The 23,200-nt window shown below is 59.7% G+C and carries 17 protein-coding genes, 2 tRNA genes and 1 pseudogene; 10 read left to right on the forward strand and 10 right to left on the reverse strand.

Annotation, left to right across the window (positions count from 1 at the left end; translation table 11 throughout):
* Positions 1-22: 22 nt before the first annotated feature.
* A complete protein-coding gene (locus NMA52_RS12175) occupies positions 23-1,696 on the reverse strand; it encodes a T9SS type A sorting domain-containing protein (RefSeq protein WP_254827948.1) in 1,674 nt (557 codons plus the stop codon).
* A 34-nt stretch (positions 1,697-1,730) separates the two neighbouring features.
* Positions 1,731-4,466 carry a TonB-dependent receptor domain-containing protein gene (locus NMA52_RS12180; protein WP_254827949.1) on the reverse strand — a complete coding sequence of 912 codons (2,736 nt, stop codon included), beginning with the start codon at positions 4,464-4,466 and terminating at the stop codon, positions 1,731-1,733.
* Positions 4,467-4,800: 334 nt separating this feature from the next.
* On the opposite strand from NMA52_RS12180, the gene NMA52_RS12185 reads away from it, so the two are divergent.
* Both NMA52_RS12185 and bamA read left to right on the forward strand, forming a co-directional pair.
* Complete coding sequence (locus NMA52_RS12185) at positions 4,801-5,550, forward strand: isoprenyl transferase (protein WP_371930969.1); 750 nt, start codon at positions 4,801-4,803, stop codon at positions 5,548-5,550.
* 59 nt (positions 5,551-5,609) lie between these two features.
* The gene (gene bamA / locus NMA52_RS12190) at positions 5,610-8,153 is read left to right on the forward strand and encodes an outer membrane protein assembly factor BamA (RefSeq protein WP_254827951.1); all 2,544 of its coding nucleotides are present in this window, start codon (positions 5,610-5,612) and stop codon (positions 8,151-8,153) included.
* A 92-nt stretch (positions 8,154-8,245) separates the two neighbouring features.
* Here bamA and hppD read toward each other — a convergent pair whose 3' ends face one another.
* Entirely contained in the window at positions 8,246-9,367 is a 1,122-nt protein-coding gene (hppD, locus tag NMA52_RS12195) for a 4-hydroxyphenylpyruvate dioxygenase (RefSeq protein ID WP_254827952.1), read from the reverse strand.
* A 112-nt stretch (positions 9,368-9,479) separates the two neighbouring features.
* On the opposite strand from hppD, the gene recO reads away from it, so the two are divergent.
* Genes recO through NMA52_RS12210 form a run of 3 tightly spaced genes read left to right on the forward strand, consistent with a single transcriptional unit; the run spans position 9,480 to position 13,782 of the window.
* On the forward strand, positions 9,480-10,205 hold the full coding sequence (gene recO / locus NMA52_RS12200; protein WP_254827953.1) for a DNA repair protein RecO: 726 nt from the start codon (positions 9,480-9,482) through the stop codon (positions 10,203-10,205).
* Positions 10,206-10,251: 46 nt separating this feature from the next.
* Positions 10,252-12,018 carry an apolipoprotein N-acyltransferase gene (gene lnt / locus NMA52_RS12205; protein WP_254827954.1) on the forward strand — a complete coding sequence of 589 codons (1,767 nt, stop codon included), beginning with the start codon at positions 10,252-10,254 and terminating at the stop codon, positions 12,016-12,018.
* 9 nt (positions 12,019-12,027) lie between these two features.
* Positions 12,028-13,782, forward strand: coding sequence for a BamA/TamA family outer membrane protein (locus tag NMA52_RS12210; protein WP_254827955.1), 1,755 nt, complete (start codon positions 12,028-12,030; stop codon positions 13,780-13,782).
* Here the strand turns inward: NMA52_RS12210 and NMA52_RS12215 are convergent.
* From NMA52_RS12215 to sppA, 5 genes and pseudogenes are all read right to left on the reverse strand, one after another.
* Positions 13,779-14,000, reverse strand: a complete 222-nt coding sequence (locus NMA52_RS12215) for a GDCCVxC domain-containing (seleno)protein (protein ID WP_254827956.1) — start codon at positions 13,998-14,000, stop codon at positions 13,779-13,781. The two genes, NMA52_RS12210 and NMA52_RS12215, sit on opposite strands and share 4 nt — an antisense overlap.
* A gap of 92 nt (positions 14,001-14,092) precedes the next feature.
* Positions 14,093-14,356, reverse strand: a pseudogene (locus tag NMA52_RS12220) (FAD-dependent oxidoreductase); the annotation flags it as partial.
* Positions 14,349-14,960: a mercuric transport protein MerTP gene (merTP, locus tag NMA52_RS12225; protein WP_254827958.1), complete on the reverse strand. Its 612-nt coding sequence runs from the start codon at positions 14,958-14,960 to the stop codon at positions 14,349-14,351. The pseudogene NMA52_RS12220 and the gene merTP, both read right to left, overlap by 8 nt.
* Positions 14,961-14,986: 26 nt before the next feature.
* Complete coding sequence (locus tag NMA52_RS12230; protein ID WP_254827959.1) at positions 14,987-15,358, reverse strand: metalloregulator ArsR/SmtB family transcription factor; 372 nt, start codon at positions 15,356-15,358, stop codon at positions 14,987-14,989.
* A gap of 186 nt (positions 15,359-15,544) precedes the next feature.
* Positions 15,545-17,329 carry a signal peptide peptidase SppA gene (gene sppA, locus NMA52_RS12235; RefSeq protein ID WP_254827960.1) on the reverse strand — a complete coding sequence of 595 codons (1,785 nt, stop codon included), beginning with the start codon at positions 17,327-17,329 and terminating at the stop codon, positions 15,545-15,547.
* Positions 17,330-17,464: 135 nt separating this feature from the next.
* Here sppA and NMA52_RS12240 point away from each other — a divergent pair, with 135 nt between their 5' ends.
* Positions 17,465-18,709 carry an S-adenosylmethionine:tRNA ribosyltransferase-isomerase gene (locus NMA52_RS12240; RefSeq protein WP_254827961.1) on the forward strand — a complete coding sequence of 415 codons (1,245 nt, stop codon included), beginning with the start codon at positions 17,465-17,467 and terminating at the stop codon, positions 18,707-18,709.
* On the opposite strand, the gene NMA52_RS12245 is transcribed toward NMA52_RS12240, so the two are convergent.
* Positions 18,677-19,057, reverse strand: coding sequence for a hypothetical protein (locus NMA52_RS12245; protein WP_254827962.1), 381 nt, complete (start codon positions 19,055-19,057; stop codon positions 18,677-18,679). The genes NMA52_RS12240 and NMA52_RS12245 overlap by 33 nt on opposite strands.
* Before the next feature lie 14 nt (positions 19,058-19,071).
* A complete protein-coding gene (nhaD, locus tag NMA52_RS12250) occupies positions 19,072-20,499 on the reverse strand; it encodes a sodium:proton antiporter NhaD (RefSeq protein ID WP_254827963.1) in 1,428 nt (475 codons plus the stop codon).
* 96 nt (positions 20,500-20,595) lie between these two features.
* On the opposite strand from nhaD, the gene NMA52_RS12255 reads away from it, so the two are divergent.
* The 4 genes from NMA52_RS12255 to gap all read left to right on the forward strand — a co-directional run bounded on the left by NMA52_RS12255 (position 20,596) and on the right by gap (position 23,181).
* A complete protein-coding gene (locus NMA52_RS12255) occupies positions 20,596-21,330 on the forward strand; it encodes a hypothetical protein (RefSeq protein WP_254827964.1) in 735 nt (244 codons plus the stop codon).
* A gap of 175 nt (positions 21,331-21,505) precedes the next feature.
* A tRNA-Glu gene (locus tag NMA52_RS12260) sits at positions 21,506-21,577 on the forward strand.
* A gap of 151 nt (positions 21,578-21,728) precedes the next feature.
* A tRNA-Glu gene (locus NMA52_RS12265) sits at positions 21,729-21,800 on the forward strand.
* Between the two features lie 391 nt (positions 21,801-22,191).
* Positions 22,192-23,181, forward strand: coding sequence for a type I glyceraldehyde-3-phosphate dehydrogenase (gap, locus tag NMA52_RS12270; protein ID WP_256534271.1), 990 nt, complete (start codon positions 22,192-22,194; stop codon positions 23,179-23,181).
* The last annotated feature ends 19 nt before the right edge of the window (positions 23,182-23,200 follow it).

Genomic DNA, 23,200 nt, shown 5'->3' on the forward strand with positions numbered 1-23,200 from the left:
CTTTCTGTGTACGGCGTAGCTGCTACCGCAGGAAAACCGTACGGGCAGTAGTGCCCTCGTCGAAGCGCAACTGCAGGACGTACTGTCCGTTGGGGAGGCTGCCCCGGTTCAGTTGGAAGCTCGACTGATCGATGTTCCGGAACTGGGCGACGCGCCGGCCGCTGATGTCGAACATATCGATCTGGCGGATCCGGTGGGCATCGGCCACCCGGACGGTGATCTCGGCCGTGGACGGGTTGGGGAAGACGTTGAGGCCGACGGAAGCGCTGGGGATCAAGTCCTCGGTGGAGGTGGACAATTCGGCGAGGTCCATTCCCATGTAGGCGCGGGGGACGAAGAAGGCGATCATGGTATCGATCGACATCTTAGCTCGCTCCGGATTGAAGACGTTCGGATTCACGAATCCTTCGCCCTGAATGGCCGTTTCCGCGTTGAGGTTACCGCCGGCATCGTTGAACGCCTGAATGCGGGCACGGGCCTGTGCTTCATTGACCCAGTTGTAACCGGCTCCCAGACCGTTGCCGACCTGCAGTGGGTACATGTTGTCGCGCGACAGCGGGAAAGTCGGCTCGAATCCACTCTGATCCGGACAGGCCGGAGGATTCTGGAGCGTCATGTTCTGTTGTTTGTAGGCGGCATTACGCACGTTCACGGCAACGGACAGATCACTGTATATCCCCGGAAGCGTGGTGGAATTGGCAGCTGCGATGTCGGCGTTGTTGCCGATAGCGTTCGCTACTTCGAGAATTTCTTCCGTGCCGGCTACGCAACCGATCACGATATCCTCGGTGGTCGGCACCACTACGTTACCGTAGCTGAAGGGAGCGAAGATGTCGCCGGGGCTATGGAAGCCGAGCGTGAGGGGTTCGTCGTCCTTCCCCTCGATCCAGTCGATATCACCGAGTGCGCCGTTGCTGTTGATCGACATAGCGACCGAACTGTTATACCCGACGTGATTGGGCACGTTGGAGGTAGAACCGGGCGCGAATTCGGCGGGTAGAAGCCCCTGAGGGTCGGCGTTGACGTCGATGTCTACGTACGCCACGTCGTTCTCGTCGTAAAAGCGCTCGTCGTCGAGTATCTCCTGCACCCGATCCAGGTAAGCGTGGGTCATCGTGACGTAACCGCCGGTACCGAGGCCCCAAAAGACGATGCGGGAAGTATCGATGCGGTAGGGGTTCTCGTCTTCTTTTACGGATTTACGGAGGTAGCGGGCCAGCATGTGGGCATCCTGCCCTCCGCGGTAAGCGGCCTGCAGCAGGGTGCGGGTGCGCGTATTTTGATCGCCCCGGGGGTTCCAACCGACGCGGTATTCGGCGGCGATGCCTACGTATCCACGGCGGGTTAGCTCGGAAGCGAGGTGCACGACGGCTGAATCCTGGCGGGTACCGTAGAGCCCCTGATTCACGTACTGGGGAAGGAAGTTACCGGTGGGGAAAACGACCACTACGGGGCGGAGTCCCATGTCTTCATCGCCGACGGGCTGGTACACATCCATATTCAGGCTGCGGAGGGGCGTAGCGTTCGGGTCACCGGCCTGACCGCGGGCGATTTCGTAGACGTCAATATTCGATCCGTAGGTAGCGACCGTGGGTTCGCTGACGCCGTATATAGGGTCGACGAAGCGAGTCTGCGCCTGCACTGCCGATACGGCAACCAGCAGCAGGGTAAACAACAGGGTAATTTTGCTATACATATTGTTTGATTTAATCCACTAATGGGGGCAAGGGTTATTGCCGAACGAGGTTATAGGTGGCGGAGACGTAGGCCAGGCGGCCGATCCGCGGACCTCCGTACACCTGGAAGACCTGGTTGTCGAGCAGGTTGCTCGCCCCTAATTTAAATGTAGTTTTAATTCTGGGTACGGTAAAATTAACCTGAGCGTCCAGCATGCCGTACGACTCAATCGGGCCCGTAAACTGGGGACTACCTTCGAATAGATAGCTGTCTACCCACTTATAGTTAATATTGGCTCCCAGCCCGTTGAGCGGATTCCCGAATAGTCGGAAGGGAATGTCGCGGCCGGATACGCCGATATTGAACTTATGCTCCGGGGTATTGAAGGCCGGAATAATGGGGTCGTCGGTTTGCGTATTGAGGACGTTCCAACTATAATTTCCGTTAACCGAAAAATAGTCGGCGAAGTAGAAGTTGGAGCCGATGCTGAAGCCCTGCGTCGTGACCACGTCCGTGGCGTTGGCGGACACCCGGTAGGCCTGCTGGTCGGAGAGAGATCCCTGAAATATATTGACGTCGAGGCCCAGGTTAAAACCGATGAAGTCGGTGTACCGACTGTAGTAATACGTTGCGTCTACGTACAGCCGCTCGCCGACGGTAGAGCGGGCTCCCAACTCAAAGGTCCGGACCTTCTCCGGCCGGATCGGGTCGACGTCGAAGTACTCGAGCTGACTCACGTCCGGAATCGACATACTGATTACGTCCACAAAGCTTGGCACCGTGACCAGATTTTTCACTCCATCGATATTTCCCAGCAGAATGGCGCGGCCGACGTTGTAGAAGAGATACTGGTCGTTCAGGGTCGGGTTACGGATGGCGGAACTGAAGGAGGCCCGCAGGGTGGTATTGGGGCGGGGGGAGTATACCACGGAAGCCGCCGGACTGAAGAGCAGATCGAAATTCTGATTCTTGTCCGCCCGCAAACTCGCGCTCAGCTTTACCTGCCGCAAATTCATCGTGCCGCCGCCGTACAGCCCGAACTCGCTGGTATTAATGTTCCGCCCCATCGTGTCCAGCAGAATGGTTCCCTGACTATTGGGAGTATACTGCCGGAAGTTGCCCCCCACCGTCAGGTCGAGCGCACTGTTTTCGGCGGGTTGCCAGACGGATCTGAATTGCTTTTCGCCGTGTACGTGGTACAGGGCACTCTTATCGAAGAACTGGGTCCCCCCCTGCCCCAGGCGGGTGGTGGTAATGCTGTCGAAGGCCGCCTGAAAACGTGCCGTACCCGGCTCGAAGCGATCCTGGGTGCCGAAGCTGCTCGCCATGGCCACCAGAGCTCTGGCCTGATCGTGCAGCTCGGGAAGTAACGCCTGTACCTCATCGGAGGCGTAGAAATCACGTTCGGCCTGCCGCCGCTCCGGGATCGAACATCCCGTGCAGTCCGGAAAATTCTCTAACGCATTGACCTGTGGCTGAATGTCGCGGATCCAGATGTTGCGGTAATCGGACTGCCAGCGGCCGTCGGTCTTGTGCAAATCCTGGAGGCGCAGGGCGGTAAAGTACGGGTCGTAGCTGTTGCCGGCATCTTCGTGGGTGATGTAGGCCCGCAGGAAAAAGTTGTCGCGGTTGCGCAACTCCACCTTGTGCTGAAAAAAGCGGATGTCCTTCAGACTGAAGCGGTTATCTCCCTGGTAGACCGTGGTACCCGTACTGTAGTTGGAGCCGATCAGCAATTCGGTGCTTTCCAGTGTGCGCTCTGGATTGAGGCGGAAGTGCACGGCCACGCTGGCCTTCAGGTTTTCGGAATCGTAGTCGACCAGATCCTCCTCGTTATAGCCAGGGCGGCGGATGGTTCCCAAACCGTTCACGGTAGGAAAGCTGAACGAGCGGTTAAATTCATCGCCGTAGCGGTTTACCGCGTCGTACCCTCCGGGGTTATTACGGCCTAACTCGGTACCGAAGACGGGGTCGTAATTGTCGGCGACCCAGTCGTTGGCCCGAAAGCCGAAGAGATTAACCTTATAGGCCATCCACTCCCGCCCGGAATCGTTCCGTAGGGCCTGTGCCCAGCGGATACCGGCTTCGAACAAGCTACGTTCGGCCCCCTTCACCTGCACCGAGAGTCCCTGCTGCAGGAAGGGGTCCTTGGTTTCAATGGAGATCACACCATTAAAGGCATTAGGACCGTAGAAGGCCGAGGATGCGCCCACCACCAGGTTCACCCGGTTCACGTCCAGTTCCGAGGCGCCGAGGAAGTTGCCCAGGGAAAAGTTGAGGCCGGGACTCTGGTTGTCCACGCCGTCGATGATCTGGAGGGAACGCACGGGGTTCGTGCTGTTGAAGCCGCGGGTGTTGACGATCTTGAAGCCAAGGCTGGCGGCGGTAAGGTCCACGTCCTTAAGGCTGCCCAGCCCGTCGTAAAAATTGGCCGCGGCGGTCTCCTTGATGGCAATGGCGTCGAGGGTTTCCACCGTCAGGGCGGCCTGCTGTTGCTTTTCGCTGATGCGCCGGCCGCGCACTTCCACCACGTCGGTGGTGATGGCGTCGTCGCCAAGCCGGACCCTCAGATCCTGGTCCTGGGAAGTAACCTCCACTTCGGTGGGTGCGAAGCCGATGTACGAGAACTGCAGGATGGTGGGCAATCCACTGACCGTGAGCGTCCAGCTGCCGTCGGGCTCGGTGACCGTACCCGTAGTGGTACCCTTGACCAGAACGCTGGCCCCGATGAGCGGGTCGCCGGTCTGAGCGTCAAAAATGGAACCGCTCAGAACGGTCTGGGCGGACAAATTTCCGCAAAGTACCAGCCAAACGGCGGTAATAAGTATTGCTAGCCTCATTGTATTAGGGCGATTGACTTTCGCTACACGATCGAACTCCGGGCGGCAACAGGCTGCCCACGCCGCAATTTAGTGAAAATTCGCTGGCGCACCCGTTTTTTCCGTTTTTAGGTCGGCGGAGCGCGGGTCCAACGCTAAACCGGAAAGCCAAAAAAGCGGGCATCCACGGGCAAACATTGCACCTGCGTCCCCGCCCCCTTCCCCCGACCGCCGTACCTTTGGTGGTCCCTTACAAGCATACGTCCAATTTCCCTACCTTTGCCCGTCTTTATCTATGCAGGAGCTGGAACAACAGATCGACAAGGAACGCCTCCCCCTCCACGTTGGGGTGATCATGGACGGCAACGGGCGCTGGGCCAAGGGGCAGGGCAAGCCCCGCGTCTTCGGACACCACAGCGCCGTGGAATCCGTGCGCGCTACCGTGGAGGCCTGCGCCGAGCTCGGGGTTAAGTACCTCACGCTCTACGCCTTCAGTACCGAAAACTGGGACCGCCCCCAGATGGAAGTGGGTGCTCTCATGCAGCTACTGGTAGACACCATCGGCAGTGAGATGAAAATGATGCTCGACAACGGCATCCGGCTGGCGACCATCGGCGATACCGACGGACTGCCCTCCGCCACCCGGGAGGCCCTCGCCTTCGGCATCGAACAGACCAGCGGCGGCGAAGGCATGACCCTCATCCTGGCCCTGAACTACAGCGGCAAATGGGACATCGCCCGCGCCACCCGGCAACTGGCCCGGGAAGTAGCGGCCGGCCGCCTGGATCCGGATAGCCTCGACGAGGCGGCCCTGGGTTCCCGGCTCAGTACCCATGCCTACCCCGACCCCGAACTCATCATCCGCACCAGCGGCGAGCACCGGCTCAGCAACTTCTTTCTCTGGCAGGCCGCCTACGCGGAATTTTACTTCAGCCCCGTATTCTGGCCCGATTTCCGCAAGCCGGACCTATACGCCGCCGTGGTCGACTTCCAGCAACGGGAACGACGATTCGGCAAAACCAGCGAGCAGCTCAAACAGGCAACCAACCCCTGAGCATTCGTACCTATCCTTTACCCCGACGGCCGGCCCGCGCGCCGGCAAACTTCAGTAGTATGAGATTAAGCTTTATCGTTTTCTGTTTCGGTTGCCTGTTGGGTGCTCCCGCCCTTTACGCCCAGACGGACTCCCTGGAACTGCCGGTGTTCGACTACTCCGAGCCGCAGACCTACGAAATCGGGGGGATCAAAATCGAGGGCGCCTACTTCGCCGAGCAAAACGCCATCATCGGCGTGACCGGCCTGAGCGTCGGTCAGGAAGTGCGGATCCCCGGACCCGACATCCCCCGGGCCATCAAGAATCTGTGGCGCCTGCGGCTGTTCACCAATGTATCCATCGAGGAGGAAAAGACCATCGGCGACGTGATCTTCCTGATCGTACGGGTCGAGGAACGCCCCCGTTTTCTGCGCCACAGCTTCACCGGCGCCAAACAGGGCCGTCACGACGACCTGAACGAGGAAGTGAATAAATTCATCGTGCGGGGGGGTATCGTAACCGAAGACGCGAAGGTGAACGCCGCCGAGGCCATCCGCAACTACTACGTGGAGAAGGGTTACCTCGACGCCGCCGTCACCGTGGAAGAGATTCAGGATACCAGCCGGGCTAACTCCGTCCGCCTGGTTTTTGACGTCGACCGCAACGAGCGGGTAAAGATCGCCGACATCAACTTCATCGGCAACGAGGCCGTCAAGGACAGCAAGCTGAAGAAGAAGATGAAGGAGACGAACGAGAAGAGCAAACTCTTCAAGTCCTCGAAGTTCCGCCCCGAGGAATTCGAATCCGACAAGGATGCCGTCATCGCGTTCTACAACACCCTCGGGTACCGCGATGCCCGCATCCTGGACGATAGCGTGTACCGCAACGATAAGGGCGATCTGGTCATCGACATCCGGGTCAACGAGGGCAACCAGTACTACTTCCGCAACATCCAGTGGAAGGGCAACTCCATCTACGACAACGAAACCCTGTCGCGCGTCCTCGGCATCAAGAAGGGCGACATCTACAACGAGGAGGAACTACAGACCCGGCTGAACTTCAGCCAGGACAACGCCGACGTCTCCTCCCTGTACATGGACAACGGTTACCTGTTCTTCAACGTCGACCCCATCGAGGTGGCGATCGAGGGCGACTCCATTGACCTGGAAATGCGGATCTTCGAGGGCCCGCAGGCCACCATCGATAAGGTCGTGATCAACGGTAACGACCGCACCCACGAGCACGTGATCCGCCGGGAGGTCTTCACCCGGCCGGGGGAGAAGTTCAGCCGCTCCGACATCATTCGTTCCCAGCGGCAGATCATCGGGTTGGGCTACTTCAACCAGGAAACCCTGGGCATCGAAACGCCCGTGAACCCCGACCGCGGAACGGTCGACATCATTTACACCGTGGAAGAAAAACCCAGCGATCAGCTCGAACTGAGTGCCGGCTGGGGCGGACGGCGCGGCGTGATCGGCACCCTCGGGGTTACCTTCAACAACTTCAGCCTCCGCAACCTCTTCAACCGCGAAGCCTGGCATCCCCTGCCGCAGGGCGACGGGCAGCGGCTCTCGCTGCGCGCACAGACCAACGGTCGTTTCTACCAGAGCTACAACGCCAGCATCACCGAGCCCTGGCTGGGCGGTAAGCGGCCCACCTCCCTGTCCGTATCGGCCTTCTACAACAAGTACGACTTCGGCACTAGCACGGTGGCCCGCAAACTCATCATTCAGCAGGCTTCGGTAAGTCTGGGTACCCGCCTGCGCTGGCCCGACGACAACTTCGTGTTCCGGACCGGCCTCAACCTGCAGACCCTGACCCTGGATAACTGGGGCGAGCTGTTCACCACTGACCAGAACGAACGGGTCACGACGGGCAATTACAACAACTTCAGCCTGCAGTTCTCGCTGTCGCGCAACACGGCTACCGACCCGATCTTCCCCCGTCAGGGATCCAACATCGAACTGTCTATCCAGGCCACGCCGCCCTACCGCAGCCTCGGCATCCGCAACGACCCGGAGAATCTGGAAACCGTGGAGGAACGCTTCCGCTACGTCGAATACCACAAGTGGCGGTTGAACGCCGAGTGGTACACCCCGCTGACCGGTAAGCTCATTCTGAAGACCCAGGCCAAGATCGGCTACCTCGGCGCCTACGACGACGCGGTGGGCGTGAGCCCCTTCGAGCGCTTCCAGCTGGGAGGCGACGGCGTAAACAACCAGCAGTTTGCCTTTGCCGGGGTGGACATCATCAGTCTGCGCGGTTACGAGATCGAGGACCTGACGAACAACTTCGTCTACGACGCGGCATCCGGCGGCAACCGTAAGATCGCCACGCCCATCTTCAGCAAGTACACCGTGGAACTCCGCTACCCCCTGTCGCTCAATCCTTCGAGTACCATCTTCGTACTCGCCTTTGCCCAGGGCGGCAATGCCTGGCGCACCTCCCGCGACTTCAACCCCTTCGACCTTAAGCGGAGCGTTGGTCTCGGAGCCCGGGTCTTCCTGCCCATGTTCGGTACCCTCGGCTTCGACTGGGGCTACGGCTTCGATAAGGACGTGGACTTCACCGAAAACAACAAGCTGAGCACCTTCAACATCATTCTGGGCTTCGAACCCGAGTAAGCCCACCGGTGCCGCGCCGGAGACTACAAAAAAAGCCCCCCCGCCGACGTGCCGTCGGCGGGGGGGCTTTTTATTCCGTACTACCTGATCGGTTACAGGGTACCCCGCAGCTCCTGTTCCCGCTCGATGGCTTCGAAGAGCGCCTTGAAGTTGCCCTTGCCGAAACTGGTGGCTCCCTTACGCTGAATGATCTCGTAGAACACCGTGGGGCGGCTGCCGATGGGGCGGGTGAAGATCTGGAGCAGGTAGCCCTCGTCGTCGCGGTCGACCAGGATACCCAGCTCCCGCAGCGGTTCGATGGCCTCGTCGATCTTCCCTACGCGGTCGAGCAGGTCGTCGTAGTAGGTCGCGGGCACCCGCAGGAATTCGATGCCGCGGTTGCGCAGGGCGGTCACGGTCTTGACGATATCGTCGGTCGCTACTGCGATGTGCTGAATGCCGGGACCGCCATGGAATTCCAGGTACTCCTCGATCTGCGATTTCTTGAGGCCCGGGGCGGGTTCGTTGATCGGGAACTTGATGCGGCCGTTCCCGTTGGACATCACCTTGCTCATCAGGGCGGTGTACTTGGTACTGATGTCCTTGTCGTCAAAACTGACCAGCTGGCGGAACCCGAGCACGTCGGCGTACCACTGCACCCACTTATTCATCTCACCCTCGGCGACGTTGGCGACCATGTGGTCGATGTACTTCAGTCCGACGGGTTCGGTACGGTAGTCGGGCTCCCAGGCAACGAATCCGGGCAGAAAGACTCCCGTGTAGTTGGAGCGCTCGACGAAGATGTGCACGACGTCGCCGTAGCTTTTGACCGCCGACCGGACCGTCGTACCGTGATCGTCCGATTCTTCCCGCGGCTCGAAGTGAGACTCCGCGCCCCGCTCGATCGCCGTCCGGTAGGCTTCCGTGGCGTCATCCACCCAGAGGGCTACCGTACGCACGGTGTCCCCGTGGGTATCGATGAGCTTTCCGATGTCGGTACCGGGCACGAGGGGGGTGGTCAGGACGAGGCGAATCTTATCCTGCACCAGTACGTACGACTCGCGGTCGCGCACGCCGGTCGACAGCCCGGCGTAGGCCAGCGGCTGGAAACCCATGGCGGCCTGGTAGAACAGGGCGGACTGGCGGGCGTTGCCGACCAGCATTTCCATGTAGTCGGTTCCGTTGATGGGAAAGGCGTCGGTGGTGGTAGCGGGGCTGGGTGCGGACTGGGTCATGATCGTATTTTATTGCTTTGACAACTATTGCCGGGGCAAAGTTAGTCCGTTTCGGCATCTTTTACAAGTAGGCGACGAAACCACCTTTTCGCGCCCGGGTTGTTAGGGCAGTATGCTTTTAAAGACGCGTGGCATCATATTTCGCAGTACCAAGTACGGGGATTCATCACTCATTCTGGAGGTGTATACCGAAGAGCGGGGCATCCGCAAGTACATCGTAAGCGGCGTACGCAAGGCCCGCAGTTCGACCCCGGCCAGTAAGTTACAACTCATGAATCTGGTCGACCTGATTGCCTACGAGCGCCCCGGCAAGGAACTGACGCGACTGAAGGAGGTGCAGCCGGCCCTGATCTATACCCGTATTCCCTTCGAGGTGGAGCGGGGCACCATCGGGCTCTTCATGCTGGAGGTGGCCCGCAACAGCATTCGGGAAGCGGAACAAAATCCGGCGCTGTTCGCCTTCCTCTTTGACTCCTTCGCCTTTCTGGATACGACGAGCGGCCCCACCAACAACTTTCACCTGCACTTCCTGCTCGAACTGACGGCTCACCTGGGTTTTCTTCCGTCCGGAGATCAGGGCCCCGCCACTCCCCTCTTCGACCTGCGGGAAGGACAGTTCATCGGCGGCTTCCCCGGGCATACGGAGTACCTGGCCGACGCCCGTGCCGCTCTGATGTACCGACTGCTCCACGCCGATCGACGGGAGCTGGCTACCATCAAGACCAGTCGGGAGGAACGTTCCGGTCTGCTCACGGACCTGCTGCGGTATTACCGTTACCACATCGAGGGCATGAAGGAGATCAATTCCCTGGGCATTTTACGCACGGTGATGAGTTGACCGGCCGGCGGGGCACGGGTGCCGGTCTGCGGGCTATATTCGCGGCATGTCACCCAGGACCCGAAACTACTCCGGCATAATCCTATTACTGCTCGCCGCGGTAGTGGGCTACGTGATGTACGATCGTACACAGCGGGAGGACTTATGGGGCTACCTACCGCTCGCTCTGTACCTCTTTTCGTGGCTCGGGGCGACCCTGCTGTTCACCGCCAAGCAAGCGCCGGACGATCGTCGGTACTTCTACCTTTCCACGGCCAGCGGGGTATTACTCGGGCTCGGCTTTCCCGGTTACCTGCCCCTCCCCTTCCTGCTGTTGATCGCCTGGGTACCCCTGTTGCTGGTCCAGCGTGCGGAACTGTCCTCCCGCGCGATCTTTCTGCACGGGTTCAATGCCTTTCTGCTCTACAATATACTGGCGACCTTCTGGGTCACCAATACCGCCTTTGCCGCCGGCCTCTTTGCCGTAGCGGTCAACAGTCTGCTGATGTGCATCCCCTGGATGCTCTTCCACTGGACGAGCCGGGTGTCGCCGCGGGTGTCCTACCTTTCCCTCATCGCCTTCTGGCTGAGCTTCGAGCATCTGCACTATAACTGGTCACTCAACTGGCCGTGGCTCACCCTCGGCAACGGCTTTGCCCAGTATCCCGCCCTCATCCAGTGGTACGAAGTGACCGGCGTACTGGGAGGAAGCGCCTGGATCCTCGCGGTAAACTGGCTGGTCCTGCGTTTTTACCTGCCCCGCCGGCCGAGTTTTTCCTGGTCGCTCGCGGCCGCGGTCGTCCTGCCGGTGGCCGGTTCGCTGCTCCGGTACGCAACCTACACGCCCCCGCCCGGGGAGACGATCTCCGTGAGTGCCATCCAGCCCAACTTCGAGCCCCACTACGAGAAGTTTGCGGGCACCCAGGCGCAGCAACTGGCCACTTTTGTATCGCTGAGCCGGGAAGCGCTGCAAGGGGCTTCCGGACCGGTGGACTACCTACTCCTGCCCGAAACCAGCTTTTCGAACGTGGACGAGACCGTGGCAAACACCGCTCCCGCGCTCCGCGCCCTTCTGCAGGAGCTGCCGGCCGAACGGGTCCGCTACCTCGTCACCGGTATCAGCAGCTACTACCGTTTCCAGCCCGGAGAAGCGGTTACCGATGCCGTACGCTACTACCCTTCCCGGGACGGCGGAGAGGTCGCCCTGGAAGCCCTCAACGGCGCGGTGCAAATCGACCTTGACAGCCGGGAGTTCCAGACTTACCGCAAGGGGGTTTTCGTACCGGGGGCGGAAAGTTTTCCCTTCCGCGATGTCCTTTTTTTCCTGGAACCGCTCGTGAATAGTCTGGGGGGAACGGTGGCCGGCCTGGGCAGCCAGTCGGCTCGCACCCCGTTGGTGGGGGAACGTGCCCGGGTGGCCCCTGTCATCTGTTACGAGAGCGTGTTCGGGGAGTACTTTACGGACTACATCCGCGAAGGGGCACAGGCCGTTTTCGTCATGACCAACGACGGATGGTGGGACAATACCGCCGGCCACCGGCAACACCTTTACTTTTCTAGTTTACGGGCCATCGAAACCCGGCGGGCGGTCGTGCGGTCGGCCAACATGGGCGCCTGTGCGTTCATCGACCAGCGGGGGCATATCCAGTCGCGGACCTACTACGACGAGCGGGGTTACCTCAACGGAACGCTGCGCTTGAACGATGCCGTCACCCCCTACGTGCGCTTCGGCGACATCATCGCCCGGGTGGCGCTACTCCTGGCCGCGATGTGCCTGCTTTCCAACATCGCGCGTACGCTAAGGCAGCGGAGCGGGGCGTTGGAAGAAGACTAAGCTCCCGGCATGCGTTTCCTTGTACTGTTCTTGCTCTTCGTGGCCAACGTCCGTACGGCGGGGGCGCAGGAGCAAAGAGTATACGCCCTCCAGCCGGAAGCAACCGATTTTCAGTGGACCGATGCGCTACCACCGAGTTTTGCGGATTCCCAGGCCGTGGTGCAGTACCTCGCCGATTGGCAGCAACGGAACTATGATCGGGGCTACTGGGAAGCCTCGGTAGATACGCTCTTTGCCCCCGATAGCCTGACGATGACCGCCGTGCTGCACCGGGGCCCCGCTTACCGGTGGGCATCCGTATCCCTTCCCGACGACCCCCGGGTACGGGCCTGGGCCCGCCGGGCCGGTTACCGGGCCCGGCGCTTCGCGAACGGCCGCCCGTTGTCTCCGAACGACTGGACGAGGGTACGGGACAGCATCGTTTCGCGGGCGGCTACGGCGGGCTACCCCTTTGCGTCGGCCGCGCTTACCGACCTCCGGTGGGTGGCGCCGGGGGAAGTATCCGCCACGGTGGACGTGCGTACCGGTCCCCGGGTGCGGATCGGGGAACTGCGAATACCGGACGGCGTACGGGTACGAACCCTTTTCATGGAACGGTACCTGGGACTATCGCCGGGAGAGCCCTACTCCCAACGCAGCGTACGACGGATCCGTGAACGTCTGGCCCAGCTTCCGTACCTGACGGTGCAGGGGTCCCCGATCGTTAGTTTCCGCGACAGCCTGGCCTACATCGATCTTCCTCTGGAGCGGCGGCCGGCCAGTCGGTTCGATTTCGTCATCGGAGTACTTCCCAACAGTAACCAAACGGGGAAGCTGCTGATCACCGGCGAGCTTAACGGCGAGCTCTACAACGGCTTCGGGCAGGGGGAACGCATTGCCGCCCGCTTCGAACAACTGAAACCGCAAACGCAGGAGCTGCAGCTCGGACTCGACTATCCCTTCCTGTTCGGCCTTCCCTTCGGCGTGGAGGGAGAACTGGAGCTGTACCGCCGCGACACTTCCTTTCTGAACCTGGGCTGGCACCTGGCCGCGACCTACCTGCGGCAGGGCAACGACCGGCTCTCCGCCTTCTGGGAACAGCGCAGTACGATCGTCCCCGGACTGGACAGCGCCCGCCTGGTCAACGGGCAACTTCCGGATACGCTGGGCGTGAGTCGGTCCCTATTCGGGCTGCAGCTCCGCCGTACCCGAACCGATCGCCGGTTCAGTCCGCGCAACGGCTACGCCATCGACGTCAGTGCCGCGGCCGGCTTCCGCCGCTTACGTAACCTGGACTTTACGGGGGAAGTGGCCGATAGTCTAGGACGGCGCAGCGCCCAGTATCAGTTAACGGCGGCGGCGGACTTCTACCTCGAGCCGCTGGTGGGCACCGTGCTTTACCTGGGGCTACGTGCCCGGGCACTGCTTACCGGGCGGGAAGTGCTGGCCAACGAACAATTCCGGCTCGGCGGCGCGCGCCTACTGCGGGGATTTGACGAACAACAGATTTTCGCCACGGACTACCAGGTCTTCACCGCCGAGTACCGCCTGTTGCTCGGGGAGCGCGCCTTCCTGTATGCCTTTGCCGATGTGGCCCGGGTAAACGGACGCAGCTCCGCCCGCCCTGAATTACCGATCGACTATCCCCGTGGTTTCGGGGCGGGCGTAAACTTCGAGACGCGGGCGGGCATCTTCGGGTTGAGTCTGGCCCTCGGCGCCCGTAGCGGGCAGCCCGTGGACCTTGGGGCCCCGAAAGTACACCTGGGTTACGTGAGTGTGTTCTAGCTCTTCGTCGTGCAGCACCTTCCGCCGTCAGCCTGAATGGGCGGACAGGGTACGGTACCGTAGCTACAGAATACGCAACAGTCGCCGGCGGTCGGTTTCAGCAGCGTTTCACAGCCTTCACATTCGTAAAAGTACTGGCAGGCGTCGGTCGGCATCGTCTCTTCCTTCTCGTATTGGCATACCGGGCAGGTGATGGTGGAGAGGAGGGTAGGTTCCATATTGGTCATAGTTAGAGCATATACGTCAAGTCGGACGCCATGGTAGGGTAAGCGAAGATCATGGTCCTGAGCTCTTTCGTGGTCATTGCGGTTCGTATGGCCATAATGTCCTGCCAGTTGATCTCGGGTACGGTCGTTATGCCCTTACCCTTCAGGCGTTGGGCAAAGTCACGGACCTCCGTTGCCCCAATGATGATCATTTTCGGATCACAGCCCCTGAGCGCACAGGTTCCTCCGTAGGGCAACTCATCGGTAATACCCACGGTAAGACCCTTAGCCGCACACTTATTGGCAACGGTCATACCGGCCATTCCGGAGCCGATGACGTCGTACGTCCTGTTGATTTGCTCACTCATGATTCTCCGTTGCTGTGTACCCCGTACGGTTAATGGCCTCCAGGATTTGCTGCGCGTCGACCTGGGTGGAATCGTAAGTCACCACGGTATTTCCCCTATCGTAGCTGGCCTTTACGGTGAGGATACCCGTCAGTTTATTCAACTCGCTTTCCACGTGGCCCTCACAGCCCGCGCAGGTCATCCCCTCCACCGTGAACTCCGTTTCCGCAACATTACTCTGCTGCACGTACACGACTTCCCTGACCGGCCGGGGATAAAACGCTTTAGCGTAGTACGGAAAGCTGAGCATCAGCGCGACGACGGCCGTGGTAATTCCCAGAAAGCTTCTGGACCGGAAGAATCCCGGCTGCGGATCATCATCACAGGCACAGGCGATCTCCTGTTCCGTGCGGGGCCTCAACGCCTGGTACCAGGCGACCCCCAGCATCACCACCGTGATGCCGATCAGATAAAGGCGATAGGGGTCCATCCACGCAAAGGTTGCCGCCATACCACTCGTGCCCGCCAGCACCGCGAGTACGGGGGTGATGCAGCAGATGGACGCGGCAGCGGCCGTCAGCAGTCCCGCGAAGGCCGCTTTACCAGGACGTTTAATCAAATCCATACGATTACAATTTTTGGCATTCCGAATCAGACGGTCGCGCCGGCGGGATGAAGACACTCTAAAATGTCCGTTACCACGCTGGTGGGTTGGGGCAATAGTGAATAATAAAGCGTTTGACCCTCTCGCCTAAAGTCGATCAGGGCGGCATCCTTCATTTTGCGGAGGTGCTGAGATATCGCCGGGACGCTCATGGACAGAATATCCGCCAGATCGCACGGACACAACTCCTGCTCCTTTTGCAGGAGGTACAGGATCTTTAGTCGGACTTCGTTGCCGGCCAGCGCCAGGGTTTTGCTTACCTCACCGATAACATTCGCGGAAGCCGTCAGCGACTTACGGCAGCGTGCAATCTGTTGGTGGTCGGCCCTGGCGCGCTTACAATTTAGATCCGGATTCATAACGGTTATTTCGGGCAAAGGTATTGCTAATTTATTATTTAAGCAAATGCTTAACAAGTTGCCATGCTCCTCAGCCCCGCCATATTTTGGGTGCCCCGGCTGCTGGCGTAGGTATTAACGTAAGCGGGCGTGACGGGAACCCGTCCCGCCACGCCCGCTTATTGAATCGCCGGTAATCGCTCTGGTCTAGAACTTTACCACGAGGGGCAGTCTAGCCTGTGGCTGCTGAGTCCGGGTGAGGTCACGCAGTAGCTGAAAGTGTTCGTACGATTCGGCTCCGAGCTGGCTCTTGAGCACTTTACTCACGACCTCGTTGTCGTCGGACTCGCCGAGCAACTCTTCCAGGAAGATCTCCCAGGCCGGTTTGAGCTTAGGGTAGTTCGCGACCTGGTATTCGTCTTCGTCCGTCATGCCGGCCAGACGGGCGGCCGAGGCGATGGCGGCACCCAGTCCACCCAAGTGATCGATGAGGCCGATTTCCTTCGCCCGTATACCGGAGTATACCCGCCCGCCGGCAATTTCGCGCACGCGCTCTACGGGAATGTTCCGTCCGTCGGCTACCCGGGACAGGAAGGTATTGTAGATGGATTGGGTACGCTGGGTAAGCAGCTGCTTTTCGTCCTTTCCCATTTCCCGGAAGGGACTAAAGGCCGTGGCGTTGGCGGCAGTATTGACGGTGTCGAAATTGATCCCGATCTTATCTTCCATCAGTTCGCGGATGATGGGGAAGGTGAGGAACACGCCGATGGACCCCGTGATGGTCGTAGGTTCGGCGTAGATGCTGTCGGCTGCCGCGGCAATGTAATATCCACCACTCGCCGCGTAATCGCCCATACTGACGACGACCGGTTTGCCGGTCTGCTTGAGCTGCTCGAGGGCGTACCAGATATTTTCGGAGCTGCTGGCACTACCACCGCCGCTGTTCACCCGGAGCACGACGGCCTTGACGTCATCGTCCTCCGCCAGTTTTTCGATCTCGTTTACGTATTTCTTGTCGCCGATACTTCCGAGACCTCCGGCCCCGTCCACGATGCCGCCTTCGGCAATGAGCACGGCAATCTCATCATCCCCGCCCTTCAGCTTTTCGAGGCGGGCGGCGAAGTAACGACCGAGCTCGATCGTCTGGAGCTTTTCGTCGTCCTTGAATCCGACCTTCTCGTGCAGCAGGCGGTCGATCTCCGTGCGGTGGCGGATGCCGTCGATCAGGCCGGCGTCAACCGCCTCCTGGTCGCGCCAACCGGTCATATTGCTGGCGGCCCGCCGCAGGCTGGCGGTATCGACGTTCCGGGAAAGGGAAATATCGGTCAGCATCTCCCCGAAGAGATCCTCCAGAAATTCCTTGGTCTGCTCCCGGTTTTCCGGGCTGATGCTGGTGCGGCGCAGGGGTTCCGTGGCGCTCTTGTAGTCACCGGCATAGAAGATCTCGAACTTGATGCCCGCCTGGTCGAGAGCGTTCTTGAGGAAGGGGATATCGGCACCGAGCCCCCGGAAGTCGATCACGCCCAGGGGGCCGACGTAAATTTCGTCCGCCACGCTGCCCAGATAGTATGCGCTCTGGGTGTAATACGGCGAGTAGGCAACGACGAACTTCCCCTCCGCGCGAAAGTCCGCGATGGCCTGGCGCAGGGAACGCAGCATGGTGAACGGGACGCCCGTCACCTGATCATTGAGGAATATTCCCTTGATGTCGTCGTCGCGCGTAGCTCTACGGATCGCGCGGATCGCATCGTGCAATCCTAGTTTCTCCTGTCCGCTCAGCATGGTTGCAAAATCCTCCTCGTCGGTATTTCCGGTCAGTTCCGCGAGGCCTTCGATGTCGAGCGTGAGAATGGAATTAGCCTGTACCGTAGGCTTCTCCTGTCCCGTAGCGGCAAGCCCTCCGATTACGGAGATGCTCACGAGTACGAGCAGGACGAGCGCCAGGATCGTACCAAGGCAGGAACCGAACAGGATTTTGACGAAATTGGGCATACCGGGGAAGTTAAGAAGGATGGTCGGGAGCGCTAAGAACGGAAGTAGGACGCGAAGGTTACCCGCTTTTCGATGAACGCTACGATATCATAGACTTTCCGTGCCCGGTCGGGAGGCACGAATTACCTTTACGGCATGATTTCGGACGCCCGCGGTCTTCGCATTCAGGATTACGACTATGATCTCCCCGACGAACGTATTGCCCGCCATCCCCTTCCGGAGCGGGACGGTTCACGCCTGCTTCATTACCGGGAAGGCCAGATCACCCACGGTCGGTTTCGGGACATACCGGCCCTGATCCCGGCCGGCAGTCTACTCATCGGCAACCAGACGCGGGTCATTCACGCCCGCCTGTTGTTTACCCTCCCGGACGGTAGACCCCTCGAAATCTTCTGCCTGGAACCCCTCGATCCGGTAGACTACGCGCTGTCCCTGAGCAGTCCGGGGCCGGTCGTATGGAAATGTCTGGTGGGCGGCAACCGCCGGTGGAAGTCGGGTGAAATATCCCTGCGCATCGATTTTCCCGGGCAGCCACTCACGCTCCACGCCACCCGGGGACGGAGAAGGGACAACGCCTTCGAGATCACCTTTCAGTGGAACGCGCCGCGCCGGATGAGCTTCGGAGAGGTGATCGATGCGGCCGGCACGATACCCCTCCCCCCCTACCTCAACCGCGCCGCGGAGTCCGCGGACCGGCATCGTTACCAGACGGTATTCGCCCGCCAGGAGGGTTCCGTGGCCGCACCCACCGCCGGCTTGCACTTCACGCCGGAGGTCATCGACCGACTGCGGGAACGCGGAGTAAACTGGGAAGCGCTGACCCTGCACGTCGGAGCCGGGACCTTTAAGCCAGTCACTTCACCCACCCTGGGTGACCACGTCATGCACCGGGAGTACTTCTCCGTTTCCCTGCCCCTGTTGCATCAGCTGAGGGAGCAACTGGGGGCGGGAAAACCCATCGTCAGCATCGGTACGACGAGCATGCGCTGTCTGGAAAGCCTGTTTTACTTTGGCGCAACGACCCTGGAGGAGGGTGAACCGGGGGAAGAACTCGATCAGTGGGTGGCCAGCCGGGACCGCTTTACCCGAACCGACGCCGGACCCGCGATCTCCGCCCTGATCCACTGGATGGAAGAACGGCGGGACTCCGCTTTTTCCCGCTATACGCAGCTGTTGCTCACCCCGGCCGCGCGGCCCCGGCTGGTTGACGGGCTGATCACCAATTTCCACCAGCCCCGCTCTACCCTGCTCCTGCTGGTAGCGGCCATGGTGGGAGACGACTGGCGACGGGTGTACGACTATGCGCTGGCCAACGACTTCCGCTTCCTGAGTTACGGAGACAGCAGTCTACTCTGGCGTAATCGGACTGGTACGGAGTAGGACCACGATGCGTTCGGCGGTATCGGCCTGCATACGCAGTACCAGACTATCGACGGTGAGTTTCTCGATCGCCACGACCCGCTCGGGATTGGCCGGCTGGGTCGTATCCCGGGCGAAGAGGTAGTCACTGTCGTAGCGCCAGGTGCCGGCCTCCGAATACCGCAGCGTAGAGGTAAAGTGGTAGCGGTTGTCGGGGCGAAAGTCGAAGGTGATCTCCCGGGGGTCCAGCTTCAGGCTATCTCCGTTTTCGGTGACCAGGCTGCCCCGCCATTCGCCGAGCAGCAATTGATCTTCCCGCTCGCAGTGCAGCAGAAGAAGCAGGGGTAGGAACAGGAGGTATTTCGGCAATGCGCGGATGGTATTTAGTGCGTCACTCCGACGTTGAACATCGATTCAATGATGAGGAATACGGCGGCGCCGGCGGCAAAACCGACGAAGGCCAGCCAGGAGATCTTCTTGAAGTACCAAATGAAATCGATGCGCTCCATACCCATGGCGGCTACTCCGGCGGCCGAACCGATGACGAGCATGCTGCCGCCCGTACCGGCGCTGTAGGCGATGAAGTGCCACAGGCGGGCATCCATGGGGTGAGTGACCAGGTCGTACATACCCATCGAGGCCGCTACCAGGGGAACGTTATCGATGATGGCCGACAGGAAGCCGAGCACCAGAATGACGATGTCTTCATTGGGAATGACGGACTGAAGACTTTCGGCCACCGCGCGCAGGGCACCTACGCCGTTGATGACCACCGTCTCGAGGGAGGCCACCGCGAGCAGGATGCCGAGGAAGAACAGAATGGACGACATTTCGATCCGGCTGAGGGCCTTGTGGGCGGAATACTGTGCCTTACGCTCTTCGGTGAAGTCCTCTTCGGGGTGAATGTACTCGGACACCAGCCAGACGACACCGAGGCTCAGCATCATACCCAGGTAGGGCGGCAGGTGAGTAATGGTCTTGAAAATGGGTACGAAAACGATCATACCCAGGCCGAGGAAGAGCATGGTCTTACTGGACAGCAGTCGCCCCTGTTCCTCCTCCTCCGCATCGGTAAGTTCGGGCATGAAGATTTCACCCTGGAAGGGTTTCAGGAAGGTGGCGATCACGAAGGGCACGGCGAAGCAGACGAGGGACGGGACAATGAGGTATTCCATCAGGCCCGCGGTGCTCACGCGCTTGCCGATCCAGAGCATCGTGGTGGTCACGTCGCCGATCGGAGACCAGGCGCCGCCGGCATTCGCGGCGATAATGATCATTGCTACGTACCAGATACGCTGGTCGCGGTCGGGCACCAGCTTGCGGAGCAGGGTAACCAGGACGATGGTGGCGGTCAGGTTGTCGATGATGGCCGATAGGATGAACCCGAGGGCACCCACGATCCAGAGTAGCCGCTTCTTGGAACGGGTATTGACCCAACCTTTAAGGACATCGAAGCCGCGGTGCAGATCGACGATCTCGACGATGGTCATGGCCCCGATCAGGAAGATCAGGATTTCGGCCGTTTTGCCGAGGTGGTGCAGCAGGGTGCCGACGAAGCCTTCCTCCGCTACTTCGTGGGCGCCGGCATGACCGACCTCCAAGGCTTCGCCGCTGATCGAGTTGAACATATTGAAGACCTCCCCCTCGGTGTTGATGATCTCCAGGCTTCCGTTGCTGAAGCCGATGCTCACCAGGGCCCAGCAGACAGCCCCCATGAGCAGGGCGGGCACGGTTTTGTCTAAGCGGAGAGGGTGTTCGAAGACGATTACGATGTAACCGATGACAAAACAGGCGACGACTGCTACGATCATGATGCGGGGTAGTTATCTTAGGCGGAGGCTTCCATCCTAGGTGGCAATTATACGAATAGTACGCAACTACCACCGACTTAAAACAGTTTCCTGAACATGAAATCCGAACAAGGTCCCGACTTCTCGCGCGTGTTGTTGATCGGTGGGTTGATCGTGCTAAGCCTGTTGCTGCTGCTGCGGATCTACCCTCCCGTGGCCTTCATGGCGTTCTTTGTCGGCAGCATCGTCGGCTTCTTTTTACTGGGCAGCAAGATTATTGACCCGGCCGCCGTGAAGCAACTGTTCTCCCCGAACACGGGGCAGGAACGGGATGAATTCTCGCGGCGCGTGGCCGAGCGCCTGAAGGACTGCCGGCAACGGGAGGAGCGCTTCCGGGATGAGGGGGAACGGATCATGCACAGCATCGCTACCCTACGCGATGATCTGGCGCGCAATCCGGCGGCCGACCCCGGAGAAACCAGCCGGGCCGAACAGATCATCCATGAGTTGGAGACGGAATTCAGTCTCCGCCACGCGAAGGCCAGTTTTTTCGCCGATTGTGCGCAACGTCTCCGGGAATTGCTGGATCGCCACCGGCTGGTGGAAAGTATTGCGGCGCGGCGGCGGGAGCTGCGCGAACTCCGACAGAGCAATTTTGACGACGAGGCCGCGGTAGAGGAAACCCGCTTCAGCATCGAGCAGGACAGCATCGAACTGGAGACCATCGTGGAACTCAGCAACAACGCCGTCACGACCGAGAAAGCCTCCCAAACCGAAGACTTGCGCCAGCGACTCGAGCAATTGCGGATGACCCTGGGCAAGAAAGGAAACCAGGAGACGGAAGCATCGTAAAGGTTTTTTTCGGTTTCTCTTGCGTTTTTCCCCTACCTACTTATCTTTGCACTCGCTAAAGCCGGAATGCCGGTTGAAATTTACCATTTCCAATTTGTCCGTCCCCCCGGAGCTTCCTCCAACGACCGCCAATTGACTATTGTACATTACAGTTTAATAAATGGTAAATCATCAAGGCCCGTTCGTCTATCGGTTAGGACGCCAGGTTTTCATCCTGGTAAGAGGGGTTCGATTCCCCTACGGGCTACACTAGATTTGAAATTGACAATTGACAATTTGACGTTTTAATTTTACCATTTCAGGATTTACCATTTTCAATTTGTCCGTCTCTCCGGAGCTATCTCCAACGACCGCCAATTGAATATTGTAAATTTCAATTCGCAAATGGTAAATCTCTTGGCCCGTTCGTCTATCGGTTAGGACGCCAGGTTTTCATCCTGGTAAGAGGGGTTCGATTCCCCTACGGGCTACACTAGATTTGAAATTGACAATTTGACATCTTACGGATGTTCCGTTGACCATTTGGCCGTCGCTCCGGATCCTTCTCCAGCGGCCGCCAAGCGAAGCTGGTAATTCGCAATGGGAACTCCCCCTCCCAGTTCGTTTTCACGGCAGCAAGCGATCACTCCGCCACCCTCCCCTGCCGGTCGATCGAAAATGGTAGCTGGTGAATCGGACATTGTAAATTTCCTTCCCCTCCCCTAGACTAATTGTGTTTTTTACACTAAGTAGTTTACCTTTGAACATTCAAGGGTGCCACCGTTTATGTTAGCTCCTCACGTGGACAACATGGCACCTGCGGCCCCGCCCCCCGAAAGCGCGGCGGAGTGAAAAGACCAAACTTCAAAATCAACTCCCATTATGGCAAGAATTGCAATCAATGGCTTCGGCCGTATCGGACGCATCACCCTGCGGAACCTCCTCGAGAAAGGACTGGACGTGGTGGCGATCAACGATCTTACCGACAACGCCACGCTGGCTCACCTCTTTAAGTACGACAGCGTACAGGGCAACTACTCCGGCGAGGTTACTTCCGACGACGACTACATCTACATCGACGGAAAGAAGATCGACGCGCTGAGCCAGCCCGATCCGAGCAAACTGCCCTGGGGAGATATGAACGTTGACGTCGTGCTGGAATGTACCGGCCGCTTTGTCGACAAGGAGAAAGCCGGGCTTCACCTGCAGGCCGGCGCGAAGAAAGTCCTCATCTCGGCCCCCGCAAAGGGAGACGTCGCGACCGTCGTACTCGGCGTGAACGAGGAGGTCATCAACGCGGAAACCAAGATCTACAGCAACGCCAGCTGTACCACCAACTGCCTCGCTCCGATGGTGAAGGTGCTCGATGACGCCTTCGGCGTAGAAAAAGGGCTCATCACTACTGTACACGCCTACACTGCCGACCAGAACCTGCAGGACGGCCCCCACAAGGACCTGCGCCGCGCCCGCGCCGCCGCCCTGAACATCGTACCCACCACGACCGGAGCCGCTAAGGCCGTCGGGCTGGTACTCCCCCACCTCAACGGAAAACTCGACGGAGGCGCCATGCGCGTGCCCGTGCCCACCGGATCGCTGACGGACCTGACCGCCATCGTGAAGCGGGAAGTAACGCTGGAGGAAGTCGATAACGCCTTCAAGCAAGCCGCCGAGGGAGAGATGAAGGGCATCCTGGCCTACGTCGACGCTCCCTACGTCAGCAGCGACATCGTTGGCAGCAAGTACAGCAGCCTGTACGACAAGGAACAGACTATCGTTGCCGGAACCCTCGTCAAGGTGGTCTCCTGGTACGACAACGAGGCCGGCTACAGCGCCCGCCTGGCTGACCTGTGCGAACGCATTGCCAGCCTGTAAGAACATGACCATTTACGGG

This window comes from Lewinella sp. JB7, assembly GCF_024297185.1.
Taxonomy (GTDB): domain Bacteria; phylum Bacteroidota; class Bacteroidia; order Chitinophagales; family Saprospiraceae; genus Neolewinella.

Bases quoted from the DNA above. Each gene is read 5' to 3' on its own strand.
- NMA52_RS12175 (WP_254827948.1), bottom strand. From the start codon at position 1,696: ATGTATAGCAAAATTACCCTGTTGTTTACCCTGCTGCTGGTTGCCGTA.
- bamA (WP_254827951.1), top strand. From the start codon at position 5,610: ATGAGATTAAGCTTTATCGTTTTCTGTTTCGGTTGCCTGTTGGGTGCT.
- hppD (WP_254827952.1), bottom strand. From the start codon at position 9,367: ATGACCCAGTCCGCACCCAGCCCCGCTACCACCACCGACGCCTTTCCC.
- recO (WP_254827953.1), top strand. From the start codon at position 9,480: ATGCTTTTAAAGACGCGTGGCATCATATTTCGCAGTACCAAGTACGGG.
- lnt (WP_254827954.1), top strand. From the start codon at position 10,252: ATGTCACCCAGGACCCGAAACTACTCCGGCATAATCCTATTACTGCTC.
- NMA52_RS12210 (WP_254827955.1), top strand. From the start codon at position 12,028: ATGCGTTTCCTTGTACTGTTCTTGCTCTTCGTGGCCAACGTCCGTACG.
- NMA52_RS12215 (WP_254827956.1), bottom strand. From the start codon at position 14,000: ATGGAACCTACCCTCCTCTCCACCATCACCTGCCCGGTATGCCAATAC.
- merTP (WP_254827958.1), bottom strand. From the start codon at position 14,960: ATGGATTTGATTAAACGTCCTGGTAAAGCGGCCTTCGCGGGACTGCTG.
- NMA52_RS12230 (WP_254827959.1), bottom strand. From the start codon at position 15,358: ATGAATCCGGATCTAAATTGTAAGCGCGCCAGGGCCGACCACCAACAG.
- sppA (WP_254827960.1), bottom strand. From the start codon at position 17,329: ATGCCCAATTTCGTCAAAATCCTGTTCGGTTCCTGCCTTGGTACGATC.
- NMA52_RS12240 (WP_254827961.1), top strand. From the start codon at position 17,465: ATGATTTCGGACGCCCGCGGTCTTCGCATTCAGGATTACGACTATGAT.
- nhaD (WP_254827963.1), bottom strand. From the start codon at position 20,499: ATGATCGTAGCAGTCGTCGCCTGTTTTGTCATCGGTTACATCGTAATC.
- NMA52_RS12255 (WP_254827964.1), top strand. From the start codon at position 20,596: ATGAAATCCGAACAAGGTCCCGACTTCTCGCGCGTGTTGTTGATCGGT.
- gap (WP_256534271.1), top strand. From the start codon at position 22,192: ATGGCAAGAATTGCAATCAATGGCTTCGGCCGTATCGGACGCATCACC.